Source organism: Desulfonatronum lacustre DSM 10312 (assembly GCF_000519265.1).
GTDB classification, from domain to species: Bacteria; Desulfobacterota; Desulfovibrionia; order Desulfovibrionales; family Desulfonatronaceae; genus Desulfonatronum; species Desulfonatronum lacustre.
The window spans coordinates 154,887-172,322 of the sequence record NZ_KI912608.1; the positions used below are offsets into that span (position 1 = coordinate 154,887).

General features: G+C 59.5%; 14 protein-coding genes. 10 read left to right on the top strand and 4 right to left on the bottom strand.

The features are described from left to right. The first annotated feature begins 228 nt into the window (after positions 1-228). Positions 229-1,662: a cardiolipin synthase gene (cls, locus tag DESLA_RS0100780; protein ID WP_028571001.1), complete on the top strand. Its 1,434-nt coding sequence runs from the start codon at positions 229-231 to the stop codon at positions 1,660-1,662. A 19-nt stretch (positions 1,663-1,681) separates the two neighbouring features. On the opposite strand, the gene DESLA_RS0100785 is transcribed toward cls, so the two are convergent. After that, positions 1,682-2,119 (bottom strand): TA system VapC family ribonuclease toxin, encoded by a 438-nt coding sequence (locus tag DESLA_RS0100785; protein WP_028571002.1) that lies wholly within the window; start codon positions 2,117-2,119, stop codon positions 1,682-1,684. Beyond that, on the bottom strand, positions 2,119-2,367 hold the full coding sequence (locus DESLA_RS22090; protein WP_084031784.1) for a hypothetical protein: 249 nt from the start codon (positions 2,365-2,367) through the stop codon (positions 2,119-2,121). Before DESLA_RS22090 ends, DESLA_RS0100785 begins: the two co-directional genes overlap by 1 nt. A gap of 199 nt (positions 2,368-2,566) precedes the next feature. On the opposite strand from DESLA_RS22090, the gene DESLA_RS0100790 reads away from it, so the two are divergent. The 3 genes from DESLA_RS0100790 (at position 2,567) to DESLA_RS0100800 (ending at position 5,155) form a co-directional block, all read left to right on the top strand. Beyond that, positions 2,567-3,178, top strand: a complete 612-nt coding sequence (locus DESLA_RS0100790) for a YqaA family protein (protein WP_028571003.1) — start codon at positions 2,567-2,569, stop codon at positions 3,176-3,178. Between the two features lie 169 nt (positions 3,179-3,347). After that, positions 3,348-3,749: a PaaI family thioesterase gene (locus DESLA_RS0100795; protein ID WP_035261155.1), complete on the top strand. Its 402-nt coding sequence runs from the start codon at positions 3,348-3,350 to the stop codon at positions 3,747-3,749. Further along, a complete protein-coding gene (locus DESLA_RS0100800; protein WP_245589979.1) occupies positions 3,743-5,155 on the top strand; it encodes an MATE family efflux transporter in 1,413 nt (470 codons plus the stop codon). Before DESLA_RS0100795 ends, DESLA_RS0100800 begins: the two co-directional genes overlap by 7 nt. A 14-nt stretch (positions 5,156-5,169) precedes the next feature. Here DESLA_RS0100800 and DESLA_RS17885 read toward each other — a convergent pair whose 3' ends face one another. After that, on the bottom strand, positions 5,170-6,870 hold the full coding sequence (locus DESLA_RS17885) for a methyl-accepting chemotaxis protein (RefSeq protein WP_051434253.1): 1,701 nt from the start codon (positions 6,868-6,870) through the stop codon (positions 5,170-5,172). After that, on the bottom strand, positions 6,867-7,244 hold the full coding sequence (locus DESLA_RS23075; RefSeq protein WP_169732574.1) for a hypothetical protein: 378 nt from the start codon (positions 7,242-7,244) through the stop codon (positions 6,867-6,869). The genes DESLA_RS17885 and DESLA_RS23075 overlap by 4 nt, the downstream gene beginning before the upstream one ends. Between DESLA_RS23075 and DESLA_RS0100810 the strand changes: the two genes are divergently transcribed. The 6 genes from DESLA_RS0100810 to rplI all read left to right on the top strand — a co-directional run bounded on the left by DESLA_RS0100810 (position 7,243) and on the right by rplI (position 17,420). Continuing rightward, on the top strand, positions 7,243-8,094 hold the full coding sequence (locus DESLA_RS0100810; protein WP_169732575.1) for a biotin--[acetyl-CoA-carboxylase] ligase: 852 nt from the start codon (positions 7,243-7,245) through the stop codon (positions 8,092-8,094). The genes DESLA_RS23075 and DESLA_RS0100810 overlap by 2 nt on opposite strands. Positions 8,095-8,242: 148 nt before the next feature. Next, a complete protein-coding gene (locus DESLA_RS0100815) occupies positions 8,243-11,944 on the top strand; it encodes a pyruvate carboxylase (protein ID WP_028571007.1) in 3,702 nt (1,233 codons plus the stop codon). A 180-nt stretch (positions 11,945-12,124) separates the two neighbouring features. Beyond that, entirely contained in the window at positions 12,125-15,751 is a 3,627-nt protein-coding gene (locus DESLA_RS0100820) for a PEP/pyruvate-binding domain-containing protein (RefSeq protein ID WP_028571008.1), read from the top strand. A gap of 544 nt (positions 15,752-16,295) precedes the next feature. Then, positions 16,296-16,607 carry a 30S ribosomal protein S6 gene (gene rpsF / locus DESLA_RS0100825; protein WP_028571009.1) on the top strand — a complete coding sequence of 104 codons (312 nt, stop codon included), beginning with the start codon at positions 16,296-16,298 and terminating at the stop codon, positions 16,605-16,607. 2 nt (positions 16,608-16,609) lie between these two features. Beyond that, a complete protein-coding gene (gene rpsR / locus DESLA_RS0100830) occupies positions 16,610-16,870 on the top strand; it encodes a 30S ribosomal protein S18 (RefSeq protein WP_028571010.1) in 261 nt (86 codons plus the stop codon). A 13-nt stretch (positions 16,871-16,883) separates the two neighbouring features. Further along, on the top strand, positions 16,884-17,420 hold the full coding sequence (gene rplI / locus DESLA_RS17890) for a 50S ribosomal protein L9 (RefSeq protein ID WP_035261159.1): 537 nt from the start codon (positions 16,884-16,886) through the stop codon (positions 17,418-17,420). Positions 17,421-17,436: the final 16 nt, after the last annotated feature.

A 17,436-nucleotide genomic window follows, 5' to 3' on the forward strand; every position in this document is an offset into this window, starting at 1 on the left:
CGGACACACCGGTTCACGTTATCCGTTATCGGCGGTAATGAAAAAAACTTTACCCTTTATTGTCCGTCGATACGGCGTTTTGTATTTTTGCGCGTGAATATCTTGCCTGATGGCTTCGCGCAAGCAATTTTTTTAGTCGGGATCCGAATTTTGGAGATTTGCTGACATTGATGCGGAGTTGAGATACATGCCGAGTGCTGGCCATGAAACGGTCTGAGGTGGTTTGCGATGTTGTTTTGGTTGTCCCTCACATTGGATATCAGCGGCTGGGTCGTGCGTTTGACCATGATTCCGGTTGTGGCCATGCGTCAGCGCAACCCCGCGACGTGCCTGGCCTGGCTGGCGGTGATCTTCGTGATGCCCTGGCTTGGATTGATCGCCTACGTGTTGTTGGGCGAGCAGAGCCTGGGCTTTTTGCGGGTCCGCGAGCGCATGAAGCGGCACAAATCTTTTGATGCCATCCACCGCCATCATGCCGTCCTTCCTGAAGTTGACGACGTTCGGGTCCGGCGGGATCATGAGATTTTGGTCCAACTGGCCGAGCGTCACGGCGGGCTGCCGCTTCTGGGAGAAAACCGGGTAGACCTGCTGGCGGACATCGACGATGTGGTCCGGCGTTTGGTCGCGGATATCGATCAGGCCCGGGAGCATGTTCACCTGCTGTTTTACATTTTTCGCGACGATGCCATGGGCCGAAAGGTCGGAGATGCGCTGATCCGAGCGGCCAAGCGCGGTGTCCGCTGTCGTTTGTTGGCGGATATGGTCGGGTCCAGGGGGATGTTCAGCGGCTTGGGAACGAAGCTCCAGGAAAACGGGGTCCAGGTGGTGGAGGGCTTGACCGCGAATCCGCTCCGGATGCGCCTGGCCCGGCTGGACATCCGCAACCATCGCAAGCTGGCGGTGATCGACGGCAGCGTCGCGTATACCGGGTCCCAGAATATCGTGGAGCCGGTTTTCGGCCATCGCAAGGCCGGAGCCTGGCACGACGTGATGGTCCGGATCGTCGGTCCCAGCACGCGCCAATTGCAGTCCGTGTTCGTGGAGGATTGGTACCAGGAGACCGGCGACGCCCTGGACTGCGCGTCACTTTATCCGCCGGTCCTGGAAGAAGGGGAAGTGGCGCTGCAAATCGTGCCCACCGGCCCGGATCTGCCCACCGAGGGATTCCAGGATTTGCTGATCCAGGCTATCCATTCGGCCCAGCGCAAAGTGGTCATCACGTCCCCGTACTTCATCCCCAACGAGGGCATGCTTACCGCGCTCCGTCTGGCCGTGGGGCGCGGAGTGGTGGTGGACCTGATCCTGCCCCGACGCAGCGACCATCCCATGGTGGACCTGGCCAGTTACCATTATTGCGGCGTCTTGTTGGAGCACGGCGCGAACATTTTTTTGTTCGACGACGGGATGCTGCATGCCAAACTGCTGCGCGTGGACGACGCCATGGCCATGATCGGTTCGGCCAATTTCGACATCCGCTCGTTTTACCTGAACCTGGAAGTGGTCCTTTTTCTTTTTGATCAGGAATTTCTGTACACGGTCCGTCAACTGCAAAGCCAATACCGGTCCCGATCCGAAAAAGTCGACCCCCAAGCCTGGAACCGCCGTCCCCTCCCCCGCCGCCTCCTGGAATCCATCGCCAAGGTGTTCAGTCCGTTGTTGTAAAACTTGCTGTCGCGGTGATTCACTCGGTCGTGATGCAGTGCAGGTGTGCGGAGGTCGCGCCTGTGACGAATCGATAGGATATTCGCCTGTCAAGTGTTACGAAGCGTCCATTCTGGTGGACAGCCAATGCCAGCAGGTAGGCGTCCGTAACTTGTCGATGTCCAAGAATTTTGGGCCATTCAAGGATATTCTCATCCAACAGACTGATATCCGCGGTCCAAAACCTGTGTGATGGATGTCGTGCGGCCTCGGCAAGCCGTTGAGCTACTGCTTGTGCAGGCAAATTCCCAGGGTATGCGGGCTGGGACATGATGCGTATACAGCCGTTCTGAGTGATGGGACAGGATGCCCATCCGGAATGGATTTCCTTTTTGAGCCACTCAGAAACCGGGATGTGGTGGATATGGCCGGCATCCAATACGGCGATCAGTACGTTGACGTCCAGGAGAGCCCGCATCAGACACCCTCTTGATCCCGCAAGGCATTGACTTGATCATTCCCCACGACATGACCTCGTGGAGGGAAGGGGCGAAAACCATAAAGGGAAGAGGAAGAAGGGGCTTCTGGTCGGTTATGATCCAGTGAATTCGAGAGGGCTTGTCGGGCCAGTCCTGAGAGAACTCGACCGACGGAAACCTTTTGGACCCGTGCAAGCTCTTTGGCCACGCTTAAAACATCTTCTTCAATATCCAAAGTTGTCCGCATAAAAAACTCCTGCTTTGGTGGTGCCAACGTATCATGATGCTATTGCATCAATGGCTGCTCGTCAATCCGACTGATGGCTTTTACATGTCGTATTTCGCTTGACGGGCAAGCGTTTTTGGCTTTGTAGTACTTGGGTTCCACATGCAACCAAATATACGCGCCATGCCGGTCGGGCATGGGCAAGAGGGGAAGGGCCGTCGTGAATATTGTGCGTCGATTGTATGACTGGGTGTTGAGTTGGGCCGCGACTCCGTATGGGGCAGCGGCTCTTTTCGTGTTGGCGTTTTTCGAATCCTCGTTCTTTCCAATTCCGCCGGACCCGTTGCTGATCGCCCTGATTCTCGGAGCCCGGGCCAAGGCGTTCCGGTTCGCCGCGGTCTGTTCCGTCGCTTCGGTCAGCGGGGCGATGCTGGGATATGCCATCGGCCACTATTCCTGGTGGACCCTCAGCGGAGAATTCACCGCTCTGGCTCAGTTCTTCTTCAATACTGTTCCGGGGTTCACAGTGGAGAAGTTCGCCATGGTTCAGGGGCTGTTCGAGACCTGGAATTTCTGGATCATTTTCACCGCCGGGTTCACGCCTTTGCCCTACAAGGTGTTCACCATCGCCGGCGGAGCTTTCGACATCTCCCTGGTTCCGTTCATTCTGGCCTCCCTGGTGGGCCGCTCAGCCCGGTTCTTTCTTGTGGCCTGGCTGATCTGGCGCTTTGGCGCACAGATCACCACGTTCATCGACAAGTATTTTAATCTTTTGGCCGTGCTGTTCACGGTTTTGCTGGTCGGTGGGTTCATGGTGCTGAAGATGGTGTAGGGGAAGAGCGGAAGGAAGAAGAGGGACGGGCTGGCACGCATCGAAATCGTGATCGAAATCGATTTCTGGCAACCTTCCGATTTCGATAGCGATTTCGATCACGATTTCGATCACGATTTCGATGCGAAGAGTTCCTGAGGATCAAGAACAAATTTGCCCTGGGGGGATTGTGGAGAAGGTCAAAGGGTATCTCAATGCCAATGATCGGCTGGCCCGGTTTTTGGGGATCGAGATCGTGGACATCGGGCCGGGGACGGCCACGGCCCGGATGACCCTGGCCGAGGAGCATACCAACAGTCTGGGCATGGCCCATGGCGGAACCCTGTTTACCCTGGCGGATCTGGCCTTTGCCGCGGCCTGCAACTCCCACGGCAACGTGGCCCTGGGGGTGCAGGTGAGCATTCATTATCACCGGCCCGTTTCCTCGGGCGTCCTGACCGCCGAGGCCAGGGAGCTGACCCAGGGCGGAAGGATGGCCAGTTATCTGGTGGAAGTTCGCGATGAGTCCGCCAACCTGGTGGCCTCGTTTCAGGGGCTGGCCTACCGGAAGAAGGAACCGCTTCCTTGCTGAACCATCCCAAGGGCGGAACGGTCCCGCCTCCTCCTCCGAAAAAGATCAACTTTGATCCCGCCGCCTCGCCCACCAAGGCCATCTGGCGGCTGGCCTGGCCTCAGGTGGTGATGATGCTGTTTCACTTCCTGATCGGCTTTGTCGACGTCTGGGTGGCCGGGCGGATCAGCCGGGACGTGCAGGCCAGCATGGGCATGGTCAGCCAATCCTTTTTCATCTTTCTGGTGGTGGCCATTGCCGTGAGCAACGGGACCGTTGCCGCCATCAGCCAGTCCTACGGCGCGGGGCTGATCCACCGGGTCCAGCGCTACGTGGGCCTCAGCCTGCAAACCGCCGCGGTCTTCGGCGCGGCCTTCCTGGTCTTCGGCTACGCCTTTCAGGGGTCCCTGATCCGGATTCTTCAGACCCCGGAAAGCATGCTCCCGATCATGACCTATCTGCTCAGCGTTTACCTGCTGATTCTGCCCGCCTACTATCTGTTCATCATCGGCAACGCCATCCTGCGGGCTCAGCAACTGGTCCTTTATCCGCTGTACTGCATGATGTTGGTGGCCGGGCTGAACACCTTCGGAGATTTCGCCCTGGGGCTGGGCATGTTCGGCTTTCCGGATCTGGGGTACAAGGGGCTGGCCTGGAGCACCTTCGGCTCGGTTCTGGCCGGCGGGCTGTTCAATGTCTGGGTTCTGCGCCGCAGAAGGCTTCTGGTGCGCAGAAGCTTCGCCCCCTGGAAATGGATTCGGTGCGCCTTTCCCTACTTGTTCCGGGTGGCCTGGCCCGCCGGGGTGATGCAGTTGGTCTGGCACTCCGCCTACATCACCTTGTTTTCCATCACCGCCAGCCTGCCCGCGGGCAGCGTGGTGGCCTTGGCCGGGATGAGCGCCGGAATGCGGGTGGAATCGCTGATGTTCCTGCCTGGTTTCGCCTTCAATTTCACGGCTGGAATCCTTGTGGGACACTACCTGGGGGCCAGAAAACCCGAGGAAGCCAAGCGGATGGGCTACCGCATCCTGGGCCAGGGCCTGCTGGTGATCTGCCTGCTGACCGTGGTCCTCTGGCAATTCCTGGAACCCATCGCCGCCTTCGTCGCCCCGGACCCGGAGGTCCGGGACGAGGCGGTGAACTACCTGCGCTACAACCTCGCGGCCATGCCCTTTCTGCTGATCTCCATGATCCTGGGAGGGGCGCTCACCGGGGCCGGGGCGACCATCTACCAGTCCCTGATCATGGGCGGCTCGGCCTGGCTGGTGCGCATCCCCCTGGCCTTCGTCCTGGGCCATCTGATCTTTGCCCAGGCCACCGGAATCTGGCTGGCCATGTTTCTGTCCATGGCCGTCCAGGCCCTCTGCGTGGCCTACGTCTACCAGTTCTGGAACTGGCAGCGCTTCGCCATGCGCAAGCAGCGGTGAGGGAGGCAAGAAGGTTACTGTACCCGAACGTCCGCGGCGATGACCCCGAGGATGCGACCTTCGGCATCGCGGAAGGGCGTGGACACGGTGATGCAGGGTTCTCCAGAGGCTTGGGACGTGTAGACATTGGAGATGTAAGGGATGGGGGTGCGCATGGCCTCGGTGAACCAGGGGCGGGCGCTCCAGTCTTTGCCGAAGGCATTCCGGTCCGAGGAGGATTCCAGGCTCGGTCTGGGGATGTTCGCCGTGAGCTGGATGCCTTGGGCGTCGGTGATGTAGAGCAGTTCGAGAAAATTATTGCGGCGGACGGTTTCGCGCATCGTTGTTTCCATCGCCTTACGGTCCAGGGAGAGGACCTCCTTGGAGCGGGCCAGGGAGTCGACCAGCTCTTGCACGGCCCCTTTGCCGATCAACTCGAAGACCCTGGTCAGGGTGATCAGGTCCCGAACTCGGCGGGAGAGGTTGTCAATTTCAGAAAGGGAACGGCTCATGTCGTCCTGGGTGGTGGTGGAGATGGAGCTGACCTCGGTCAATGTCCTGGTAATCTCCTCGCTGGCCTTGGATTGCTGATGCACGGCCTCTGCGATGGATTGGGCTTGAAGGGCCGATTCCTGGGACAGATCGACGATTTCGGCCAAAGACGCTCCGGATTCGTTGGACAGAGCCACGGTCTTGTCCACCAGATCCATGGTTTCGCGGACCTCTTGAACCGCTTTTCGGACACGGGTTTGGATTGCCTGCACTTCATGCCCCACATCCTTGGTGGCGTTCATGGTTTTTTCGGCCAGCTTGCGCACCTCGTCGGCCACCACGGCGAAACCACGCCCGGCGTTCCCGGCCCGAGCCGCCTCGATGGCCGCGTTCAGGGCCAATAGGTTGGTCTGGTCCGCGATGTCCGAGATGACGTCCATGATCCCATCGATGGTTTCGGCCTGACGCCCCAGTTCGGCGATGGAGCCGGACAACTCGCCGCCCTTGTCGGCCACGGCCGTGACCGCGTCCAGGGTTTCCCGAACGATTCGCGCTCCGGCCTCTGCCCTGCTTCGGGCCTGGGATGAACTGGTTGAGGCGTCCCCCGCGTGGCGGGCCGCTTCCAGAATGGAGGCGTTCATCTGCTCCATGGCCGCGGCGGCTTCGATGGTGTGCCGCTGTTGACGCTGGGCGCCCTGGTCCGCCTGGTCCACGGCTGCTTTCAGTTTCTCGGCCTCCCGGGTGATCCCGCCTACCGATTCCCGAAGCACGTCCACGGCGGACCGAATGGTCCCGCAGCGGGCCTGTTCAGCCCCGGACAAGGTTTGGGACAGGGCTGTGCTTGTGGATTGCAGTTGCCCGGAAAGGGAGTGGCGCTTTGCGGTTTCCTGATGGTTACGCCGGACCACGTCTTGATAGGCCGACACAAGCCCGGCCAGTTCCCGCTCCAGGCCATCCAGGTTTGGAAAATGAATTGTTTCCGGTGAGTTCGGGGCGGACCCGGGTAGGTCGGCCTGTTCAGGGCGACCGGAAGTGTCCGTCGCGAGGCGCAGCAGATGGATGGCGCGTTGGACATTTTTGTCTCGACGATGGCCAAGGCCGAGGACAGCCCCCAGGCTGAGCAGAGCCGCCGGAATCAGAGCCCATCGAAGCTCTGCGAGGGTGGTCCCGTGAAGCAAGGAAAGGACGAGCAGGGCCAGAAAAATGCCGGCCAGGATCAATGTGAGCGAAAGATGTGATTTCATGGCTGTGTTTCAGTGACGACGCAGAGGTTTGATGGTGAACGACGCTCGTGACGCCAAGCACGAGAGAATCGTGCTTGGAGCGGAACATCGGAGGCGCGGAACACCCGGCTTGCTGGCACGAATACTGAGTGTTGCTTGAAATGTAAAACTGAGCATCGATAAGGCTTGATGGCATCGAATACATTTTGGAAAGCTGCTTTTCCTGGTTTTTGGTGGATTGGCTCGGTTTTTGGGGTGGTCTGTTTTGACGGAAATGGATTTTTCGCAGTTCTGTTGCCGTGAAGGCGAAGACAGGGGATGAGCATGGAGTCGTCGATTTTTTTGTTTTCAGAAAATATACCCGAACTGTTCCACGGCTCGACACCCGAGGGCATGGCTTCGGTCCATCCGCTTTGGGACCGGGCAATGCGGCAGTGGGGGCCGTGGCGCGAGGGGAGGGCGGCCCTTGATGACCCTGACGGCGGCGTTCTGGGGATCACGGGATGGACCGCCGATCGAAACGGGACGGGTAATGTCTTTTTGTGTCGAGACTGCTCATCGGCCTTTGACCTGGCCTGGAGGTTGAACAACTGGGGCTTGCTGGCGGAATGGGACGCAGTGATCGCCGTGACCCAGTGGACCGGGCGGGGGCAGGTTCGGCGGCCGTGGCAATCGCTGCCGGGCAATCTGCATGTGGTCTGGCGAACGCCGTTGGTTCCGAGCGACTGGGACGGTCTGACGTCCCTGGTTCCGGCCTGGCTTACGGCCCGGGTTCTTGGAAGCCTTGGCTGGGAGGTTCGGCTGAAGTGGCCCAATGATCTGGTCTGGAACGGGTGGAAGGTCGGCGGGATTCTGGCCGAGCAGCGCGGAGAAGCCGTGATGGTCGGACTGGGATTGAACCTGGCCGCGGCTCCGCCTCCGAACATGCTCCGGGATGGCGCGACGTTTCCGGCCGGGTCCATGGGCGGTCGAATCGGTCCGGCAACGTGCTGGGATCGGCTTGTTTCCCAGTACGAATCTTGGTACAGATACAACTTGCCCGTACTCCGGCCCGAGCATTTCGCCGAGGCCTTTTCGGACGTTCTGCTGTGGAAAGGACGCTCCGTTGTCGTCGCGGACCACGACGAGGGCCATGCCGAACTCCGCGGGGTGGTGCTGGGATTGGCCGCTGACGGTGGCTTGCTGCTTTCCGTGGACGGTCAGGTGCGCCGAATCGCCTCCGGGGAGATTCGGCCCCTTGCGTAAGATTAAGGATGTGGGGGCTAGGAAAGTTGAACTGGAAAGTGGGGCGGGAGAGGGTAACGGCGAAACCGGTTTTTCTCACGCGACCAGGTCCGCAGGTTGCGACACCAGGACTATAATGAAACCGCACAACCGAGGAAAGGGATGATTGATGGCAACGAAGACATTTGAGCAAGTGGCCAGGGAAATTGAAGGAAAGCCGATTCTCGTGGCGAACCGGGGCATTCCGGCCCGGCGGATCGTCCGCTCCATTCAGGAGGTTTTTCACGCCATACCGATCATGACGGCCACGGACGTGGACAAGACCGCGCCGTTCACCGCCGGGGCCCAGGAATTGTTGCTGCTGGGGGAGAATCCTCGGGCGTATCTGGACATCGATCTGATCATCCGCAAGGCCAAGGCCCGCGGCGTGATCGCCATTCATCCCGGCTGGGGCTTCGCTTCCGAGGATCAATCCTTTCCGGAGAAATGCGCCGCCGCCGGGATCACCTTCATCGGGCCTCCGCCGGAAGCCATGCACTTGCTCGGCAATAAGGTCGAGGTCCGGAAGCTGGCCAAAAGGCTGGGTGTCCCGGTGGTTCCCGGCTCCGACGGTGCGGTGAGCGTGGCTGAGGCCAGAGAGATCGCTTATTCCTTGGGGTTCCCGGTGATGCTCAAAGCCGAGGGTGGCGGCGGCGGGCGGGGCATCTACGAGGTCTTCAAGCCCGAGCAGTTGGAACGGGCCTTTGCCAAAGCCTCGGCCCTGGCCGAGGCCTCCTTCGGCAACCCCCGGCTGTACGTGGAGAAGCTGCTGACCTCGGTGCGGCATATTGAAATTCAGATCGTGGCGGACCAGTACGGAAACTCCCACGCCCTGGACGAACGGGACTGCACGGTGCAACGCAACCATCAGAAGCTGGTGGAAATAACTCCCTCGCCTTGGCCGAAGTTTACCCCGGAACTGCGGGAACGGTTGAAGAAATACGCCTGCGAGCTGTCCACCAGCGTGGGCTATTACTCGCTGGCCACCGTGGAATTCCTCCTGGATGAGAACGCGACCCCCTATTTGATTGAGGTGAACACCCGCTTGCAGGTGGAGCACGGCATCACCGAGTGCCGCTACGGGATCGACCTGGTTGAGGAGCAGATCGCCATCGCCTTCGGGGCCAAGCTGCGCTTTTCCAAAAAGACCACCCTGCCGTCCAACCATGCCATGCAGGTGCGCATCAACTGCGAAGACCCGCAGCAGAATTTTTCACCCAACTCCGGGACACTCACCCGGTATATCTCCCCGGGCAGTCAGGGCATCCGCGTGGATTCCTGCGTTTCCGTGGGCTATGAGTTCCCGGCCCAGTACGATTCCGCGGCCTCGCTGCTCATCGCCTATGGCCGCGACTGGGAAAAGATTCTGGGTATCATGAGCCGGGCCCTGCGGGAATACATCGTCGGCGGGGTGAAGACGACCATCCCGTTTCACCGTCAGATCATGCTCCACCCTGAATTCCGGTCCGGCGACTACGACACCAATTTTATCGCCAAAACCCCGGAACTCCTGGAATACGTGGACAAGGAGCCCCAGGCCCTGCGCCTTTCCCGCCTGGTGGCCGAGATTTCCGCCCACGGCCACAACCCCTACGTCCAACTCGGCGAATACCGGGGCCGACATGACAAGCGCGTGGGCCGGTTCTCGCCGGTGCTGCCGCATATCGACTTCGAGGCCCATAAGCCCGCCTATCCTCGCGGAGACCGGTTGGCTCTTCTGGACTACATCCGGGATTCCGGGCTGGTCCACTTCGTGGACACCACCACCCGCGACCTGACCCAGTCCAACAGCGGCAATCGTTTCCGGCTGGCCGAGGACCGGCTGATCGGGCCGTACCTGGACAACTGCGGCTTCTTCTCCCTGGAAAACGGCGGCGGGGCCCACTACCACGTGGCCATGCTGGCCAACATGACCTACCCCTTCACCGAGGCCATGGAGTGGAACCAGTTCGCGCCCAAGACCATGAAGCAGATCCTGATCCGCTCCACCAACGTTTTGGGGTATAAGCCGCAATCCAAAAACGTGATGCGCTTGACCGGGGAAATGGTCTGCGAGCACTACCACGTGATTCGCTGTTTCGACTTCCTGAACCACATCGAAAACATGCGTCCCTTCGCCGAAGTGGTGTTGAACTCCCGTGAGCATATCTTCGAACCGGCCATTTCGATGTCTTGGGCCCAGGGGTTCGACGTCCCGCATTATCTGGGCGTGGTGGAGGAAATCCTGGACATGGTTTCCGGGGTCACGGGCATGGACCGGACCAAGGCCACCCGGCATTTTGCCCTGGGCTTGAAGGACATGGCCGGGGTCTGCCCGCCGCGGTTCATGCGGGAGTTGGTGGGGGCGATTCGCGGCAAATATCCCGAGCTGGTGATCCATTATCACCGCCACTACACCGACGGCCTCTTCGTTCCCGCGGTGGGCGCGGCGGCCCAGGCCGGGGCGCATATCGTGGACGTGGGCATCGGCGCGGCGGTGCGCTGGTACGGCCAGGGCGAGGTACTGTCCACGGCTGCCTACCTGGAAGACGAACTGGGACTGAAGACCAACCTGAACAAGGAGATGATCCGGACCTGCGGCTTCGTGCTCAAGCAGATCATGCCTTACTACGACCGCTACACCGCGCCGTATTTCCAGGGTATCGACCACGACGTGGTGGAGCACGCCATGCCGGGCGGGGCGACGTCTTCTTCCCAGGAAGGGGCGATGAAGCAGGGCTACATTCACCTGCTGCCGTACATGCTCAAATTCCTGGCCGGGACGCGCAAGATCGTCCGGTACCACGACGTCACGCCCGGATCTCAGGTTACGTGGAATACGGCGTTTCTGGCCGTGACCGGGGCGTTCAAGCAGGGCGGCGAGCGGGCCGTGCGGCGGATGCTCCAGGTGTTGGAAGCCGTGACCACCATTCCGGAGGCTGAACTGTCTGACGATATTCGTCGGGCCCGCCTGGAGCTGTACGTGCACAGCAATGACGCGTTTCGTAATCTACTGCTGGGCAAGTTCGGGCGGCTGCCCCTGGGTTTTCCGGCGGACTGGGTCTACGAGAGCGCCTTTGGTCCGGACTATCGCAAGGCCCTGGCTCAGCGCGTGGAAGCCTCTCCGTTGGACAACATCGCCGACGTGGACCTGGAGACGGAACGTCAAACCCTATCCACGCACATCCAACGCGACCCCTCGCATGAAGAGTTCGTCAATTATCTGAACCACCCCGGCGACGCCCTGAAGACCATCGAATTCCGGCAGCGCTTCGGCGACCCGAACCAACTTCCCTTGGACGTCTGGTTCGAGGGGCTGGAACCCGGACAGGAGATGCAGTTCCTGGACAGCGACGGCAAGCCCCGTACCATGATGATTTTGGACATTTCCCGCCCGGACGCCCAGGGTGTGAGCGTGATCCGTTATACCCTGGACTCGGAATTTCTCACGCACCAGGTCAAGGTCGCCGAGGCTTCGGGCAAGGTCCTGGAAGGATTGGAGATGGCCGTTCCAGGCAACCCTTACCATGTCGGATCACCCTGCAACGGCGACCTTTGGGTGATGCACGTCAAGCCCGGGGATGTGGTCCATCAAGGCGAGGAACTGTTTAACATTTCCGTCATGAAACAGGAGAAGTCGATCCTTTCCCCGGTTCACGGTCAGGTGAAGCGCATCCTGAAATTCGCCAACTACACCGAGGATCGCAAGATGGTTCCGGTCCGCGAGGGCGAGTTGCTGGTGGAGCTCAGCGACATGCCTCGTCTGTGCGGTGGATGTTCCTGCCCTCTGCCTCCTTTAGACGAGGTGAACTTTTGCCCGTCCTGCGGCCATCAACACGGTCAGGAAGGCTGACCGGCAAAGCATCACGCGGATTGACTTCGAGTTATTTGAAACGCTAAGTGTACACCGGTATTTGCTTGTTGAGATCGTTCGGAGATTTTCACGACATGAATGCCATGGAAACCGACTGCCCTTTCCCCGGGATGAAGTTGCCGCCCGTAAAGCCGGACGTGCCGTCAAGGAGGAGTGAGAATGGCCAAATCAGACAAGGATAAAGGTTCGCCCCCCAAGGAGAGCCACGTCGTCGCAGATGCCGAGGTCAAGCCCGTCAAGGGGGCGAAAAAGGCTGAAATCGCGGCGATTGAAAAAAAACTCGTCCTGAACGGCGAGGACATCGTCACGCTGGGCGAGCCCGCGGAACTGCTGGTGGGGGGAAAGAACTACAACACCGCCCTGATCAGTCAGGTCGAAAACATCCGGGCCCCTCAGTTCAGGGCCATATCATCCATTGTCTTTCATCGGCTGCTTGATGAGACCAAGGTCAACGCGGCGTTGATCCGGTCCACCGTGGACAAGGAATACGACCGGATCAGCTGGAGCGATTCCGACATCAACAAAGACCCGGAATTCATCAGGCACCTTGTGCGCCGCTTGGCAAAACAGATCAAGGATTCCGAAAAAGGGAAGGAAAGCCAGGTCAAGCTGCGGACCTTCATCAACAACATCGTTGAAGGCTTCGCCGTTTCTCCCGAGGGAATCGACCAGCTCCGCAAGCGTTCCGTGCTGGTCCAGGTGGCCATTTTGGCGGTTCAGATGCCCGCGGATCTGGAGGACGCCGTCAAGCAGTCCTACATTGATATCTGCAAGGAAGCCGGCTTGGAGAACATCCCCGTGGCCGTGCGCTCGTCAGCTGCCGGAGAGGACAGCCGCAAGAAGGCCTTCGCCGGGTTACAGGATACCTACCTGAACATCGTCGGCGAGCAGTCCGTGGTGGAAGCCTACCAGTGGGACTGCGCCTCGGCCTACAACCTGCGGAGCATGACCTATCGTCGGGAAGCCATTCTGGACATGGTCGCCCTGGCGGAGCGCACCGGCGACGAGTCCATCGTGGAGAACGCCAAGAAGGAATGGGCCATCGAGAACACGTCCCTGTCCGTGTGCATCATGCGGATGATCAATCCGATGATCTCCGGAACGGCCTTCAGCGCGGACACCTCCACGGGTTGTCGGGGCACGGACCGTCACGACCTGGTCTCCATCGACGCCAGCTACGGCCTCGGTGAGGCTGTGGTCAGCGGGATGGTCACCCCGGACAAGTTCTACGTTTTTCAGCGCGACGACGGAGTGGAAATCGTACTGCGCTATATGGGTTTCAAGACCAAGAAGATCATTTACGCGGAAAAAGGGGCCGGCACCGTCACTGCGGACGTCCCTATCGACGAGGTCTTCCGCTGGTCCCTCTCCCTGGCTCAGGCCGAGGAACTGGCCAGGGGCGTGCGCTGCATCAGCAAGAGCTACGGCGGAATGATCACGGATACCGAGTTCTGCATCGACAGTTCGGACCGGATCTGGTTCGTCCAGGCCCGACCGGAGACTCGTTGGAACGAGGAACTGGAGAAGCATCCGCATACGATTTTCATGCGTCGGCTGGAGGTCGATCCGTCGGCCATCCAGAAAGCCGAACTCATTCTGGAGGGTAACGGGGCGTCCCGCGGGGCGGGGCAAGGGATCGTTCGTTTTCTGCGCTCCGCTCTGGAGCTGAACAAGATCACCAAGGGCGACATTTTGGCCGCTGACCGAACCGACCCGGACATGGTGCCCGGAATGCGGATCGCCTCGGCCATTCTCGCCGACGCCGGCGGAGACACCAGTCACGCGGCCATTACCTCCCGCGAGTTGGGAATCCCGGCGGTGATCGGCATCCAGCGCCTGGAGACGCTCCAGGGATTGGACGGCCAGGAAGTGACCGTGGACGGCTCCCGGGGGCGGGCCTATCGAGGTTTGCTGCCCCTGGTCGAGGTGGGTGGGGAGATCGACGTCAGCGCCCTGCCGAAGACCAAGACCAAGATCGGCCTGATTCTGGCCGACGTGGACCAGGCGCTCTTTTTGTCCCGGTTGCGGGAACTGCCGGATTTCGAAGTCGGTTTGCTCCGGGCCGAGTTCATGCTGGGCAGTGTCGGGGTTCATCCCCTGGCCCTTGAAGCCTACGACAACGGTCAGCTTCAGGTTCTCGTGGACAAAAAGCTGACCGAGTTGAACAACGAGTTGACCAAACTGGTGCGGGAACAGTTGACCCAGGGGATCATCACCTTTGATCTCAAGTTACGCCAGTACGTGGGCATCGTCACCGGCCTGAGCAAGGAGATCGAAACCCTCACCGAAAAAGGCGGGGACAAGGGCACGGATCAGGTCCTGGCCATCCACCGGCAATTGCGGGATCTGGACGTCAAGCTGAACGAGCATTTGGAGTTGGCCTCCCACAAGCTGGAACAATTGAAAACCGCTCCGGATCTGCGCGAGCACGTGATTACGATCATGGGCTTTTCGGAATTGCTCGACAGCACCCACGGACTGGATGAAGGACGACTCAAGCATCGCCAGGAAATCGAGGACAGGGTCCAGGGGATTATCCAGCGGATCAAGGACGAGCCGGTGGTCGTGGACATCATGAAGCGCATCGACGCCATGCGCACGGAAGTCGCGTTGCGTTCCGGTCTGGAACGGGAGCGGGAAGAAGTGCGCACCCTGCCGCAACGGATCAAGGACCTGATTCGCTCCAAGGGCTATCGGTCCGGCAAGGAACACTACATCCAGACCCTGGCCCAGGGCCTTTCCCTGTTCGCCATGGCCTTTTACGGCAAGGAGATCATCTACCGGACCACGGATTATAAGACCAACGAGTACAGGAACTTGATGGGCGGTCTGCTTTTCGAGTCCATGGAAGACAATCCGATGCTCGGCTTTCGAGGCGTTTCCCGCAACATCCATGACTGGGAAATCGAGTCTTTCAAACAGGCCCGGGGGATTTTCGGCGGCAAGAATCTGAATCTGATGCTGCCCTTCGTGCGCACCCTGGAAGAGGCCCGCAGCATGCGCCGCTACCTGGAAGGTGTGCACAACCTCAAATCCGGGGACGACGGCCTGAAGATCATCCTGATGTCCGAAATTCCCAGCAACGCGATCTTGACCAAGCAATTCATCCAGGAGTTCGACGGTTTCTCCATCGGCTCCAACGACATGACCCAGTTGGTATTGGGCACGGACCGGGACAACCCTCGATTGCGGCATATCTATGACGAGGAAGATCCAGCCGTGGTCTGGGCCATCCTGAGCACGATCTTCACCGGACAGAAGTTCGGCAAAAAGGTCGGGTTCTGCGGGCAGGGCGTTTCCAACAGCAAGATCATTCGCGGTCTGGTCTGCATCGCCGGCATTGTGTCGGCCTCCGTGGTGCCGGACACCTATGCCCAGACCAAAAAAGACGTCGCCGAACTGGAAGCCGAGGATATCCCCGTTGAAAAGCTGGGCGTGTGGCTCAAGGATCAGCACTTGGAACGGTTGAGAAAGGTCATGACTGAAAACAAGTATGACCACATCTTGAAGAAGAACCGCACGGCCAAGGACTTGATGGATTGGTTCGAGGGCGAGATGACCCGGCTGCACGAACAGCTTCAGGATCAAATCGGCAAGCCTCGAGAGGATTTCTTGCGTCAAGAGATCGACCAATTCCGGCGGCTTTTCCACAAGCCGGCGATCTATGCCAACTGGGATTGGGAGGAGACCGTCCTGGACGCCCTGCGCCATTCCGGGTTCCAGTCGTATGAAGAACAGGTCGCGGCCTTGCGCGAGCAGCGGGTCAAGTACAACCCCGCCGGTTAGATTGTCGATTTTCCCTCATTGCCCTCTTACGACGTCACGTCGGTCTGAGCGGACGAAATGAGAAAGGCCCCGAAAACGGGGCCTTTCTTCATGGCATGAAGCCATCGCCGTGTCCGTTCACGTTCAAGAAAAGCTCATGGCTTCGTAACTACTCACTTGCGTTCCGGCTTGTCTCGATTTTTCAGCCTCGCAACTCCTTCCCCGGCTTCGTAACATCGAACCATTGCCCGAATATACAACAGTCGGCACTTCAGGCGTCCGGCAATGGTTCGATGAACGAATCCTGGCTCAGTCAGACAAGCGAGGCTGAAAAATCGAGACAAGCCGGAACACTCCATGTCTTGCGTGAAAAAGTGCTGAGTAGTTACACGGCCACGAGCTTACGTGTATGGTTGAGGACGGACTGAATGCAACGCAATTGATCCTTCGGGTGAGTGTCGCGGACTCGATTGACAAGACGAGGGTGCTGGGTTTATATTTTCCTCTTTTCCTTGCTCTGGCCTTGGGGGCCAGGGCCGAATCAGACCGCAAGGAGGAGACGATTATGCGGCACTATGAAACATTGATGCTCTTCAGCCCGGACATGCCGGGAGAGCGTCGTCAGGAGATTCTCGCCGGAATGTCCGCTATTGTGGAGCGGGACGGCGGCAAGATCCTGACAGAGGACGACTGGGGGATGCGAACCTTGGCTTATCCGGTGCGTAAGCAGACCCGCGGGCATTATTTCCGTCTGGAATACGCGGCCTCGGGAGCGGTTGTCGCGGAGATGGAGCGGAATCTGCGCATTACGGACGGGGTGTACAAGTTTCTTTCCGTGAAGCTGGCCGATACCTACGAAGAACCCAAGGAGAGCTGAGCATGGCATTCAGAAAGTTCACCCCCCGGAAAAAGTTTTGTCGCTTCTGCGCGGCCAAGGATCTGAAGATGGACTATAAACGTCCCGACCTGCTGCGGGATTTCGTCAACGAACGAGGCAAGATCATCGCCCGTCGCGTGACCGGAACCTGCGCCAAGCACCAGCGGGAGTTGACCACGGAAATCAAGCGCGCCCGGCAGATGGCTCTGTTGTTCTACACGGCCACGCACAGCGTTGAGGCCATGAAACGGACCACCGGCTAGGAGGGAGTTGGTTATGGAAGTCATTTTGCGTACGAATATGGACAATCTGGGCGCTCTCGGCCAAGTGGTCGACGTCAAGCCCGGGTATGGCCGCAACTACTTGATTCCTCAAGGGCTGGCCATGCTGGCCACTCCGGCCAATAAAAAGCGCTTCGAGTTGGAGCGTAAAAAACTTCAGGAAAAATTGGACGCCGTGCGCTTCGCGGCCCAGGAACTGGCCGACAAGATCAGCGCCGCGGCGTTGCGGATTCCCGTGCGCGTCGGTGAAGGCGACAGGCTCTACGGTTCGGTGACCTCCGCGAACATCGCCGATCTGTTGAATGCAGATTACGGTCTGGACGTGGACAAGAAAATCATCCTGCTCAACGACCCGTTGCGCGCTCTGGGCGAATACACCGTTGAAGTCCGGGTGTATCAGGACATTCGAGCCCAGCTTCAGGTTGCCGTGGTTCGTCACGATGCGGACCAGGCGGCCCAGGTCGAAGCTCTGGAAACGGCCGCGGTCGAGACAACCGAGCCCGCTGTCGACGCGACGCAAACGGAGGAGTAGTCTCTCCCCCGTTGGG

Coding starts and splice junctions, on each gene's coding strand:
- DESLA_RS0100785 (WP_028571002.1), bottom strand. CDS start 2,119: ATGCGGGCTCTCCTGGACGTCAACGTACTGATCGCCGTATTGGATGCC.
- DESLA_RS17885 (WP_051434253.1), bottom strand. CDS start 6,870: ATGAAATCACATCTTTCGCTCACATTGATCCTGGCCGGCATTTTTCTG.
- DESLA_RS0100820 (WP_028571008.1), top strand. CDS start 12,125: ATGGCCAAATCAGACAAGGATAAAGGTTCGCCCCCCAAGGAGAGCCAC.
- DESLA_RS0100815 (WP_028571007.1), top strand. CDS start 8,243: ATGGCAACGAAGACATTTGAGCAAGTGGCCAGGGAAATTGAAGGAAAG.
- rpsF (WP_028571009.1), top strand. CDS start 16,296: ATGCGGCACTATGAAACATTGATGCTCTTCAGCCCGGACATGCCGGGA.
- DESLA_RS0100810 (WP_169732575.1), top strand. CDS start 7,243: ATGGCTTCGGTCCATCCGCTTTGGGACCGGGCAATGCGGCAGTGGGGG.
- DESLA_RS22090 (WP_084031784.1), bottom strand. CDS start 2,367: ATGCGGACAACTTTGGATATTGAAGAAGATGTTTTAAGCGTGGCCAAA.
- rpsR (WP_028571010.1), top strand. CDS start 16,610: ATGGCATTCAGAAAGTTCACCCCCCGGAAAAAGTTTTGTCGCTTCTGC.
- DESLA_RS23075 (WP_169732574.1), bottom strand. CDS start 7,244: ATGCCCTCGGGTGTCGAGCCGTGGAACAGTTCGGGTATATTTTCTGAA.
- rplI (WP_035261159.1), top strand. CDS start 16,884: ATGGAAGTCATTTTGCGTACGAATATGGACAATCTGGGCGCTCTCGGC.
- cls (WP_028571001.1), top strand. CDS start 229: ATGTTGTTTTGGTTGTCCCTCACATTGGATATCAGCGGCTGGGTCGTG.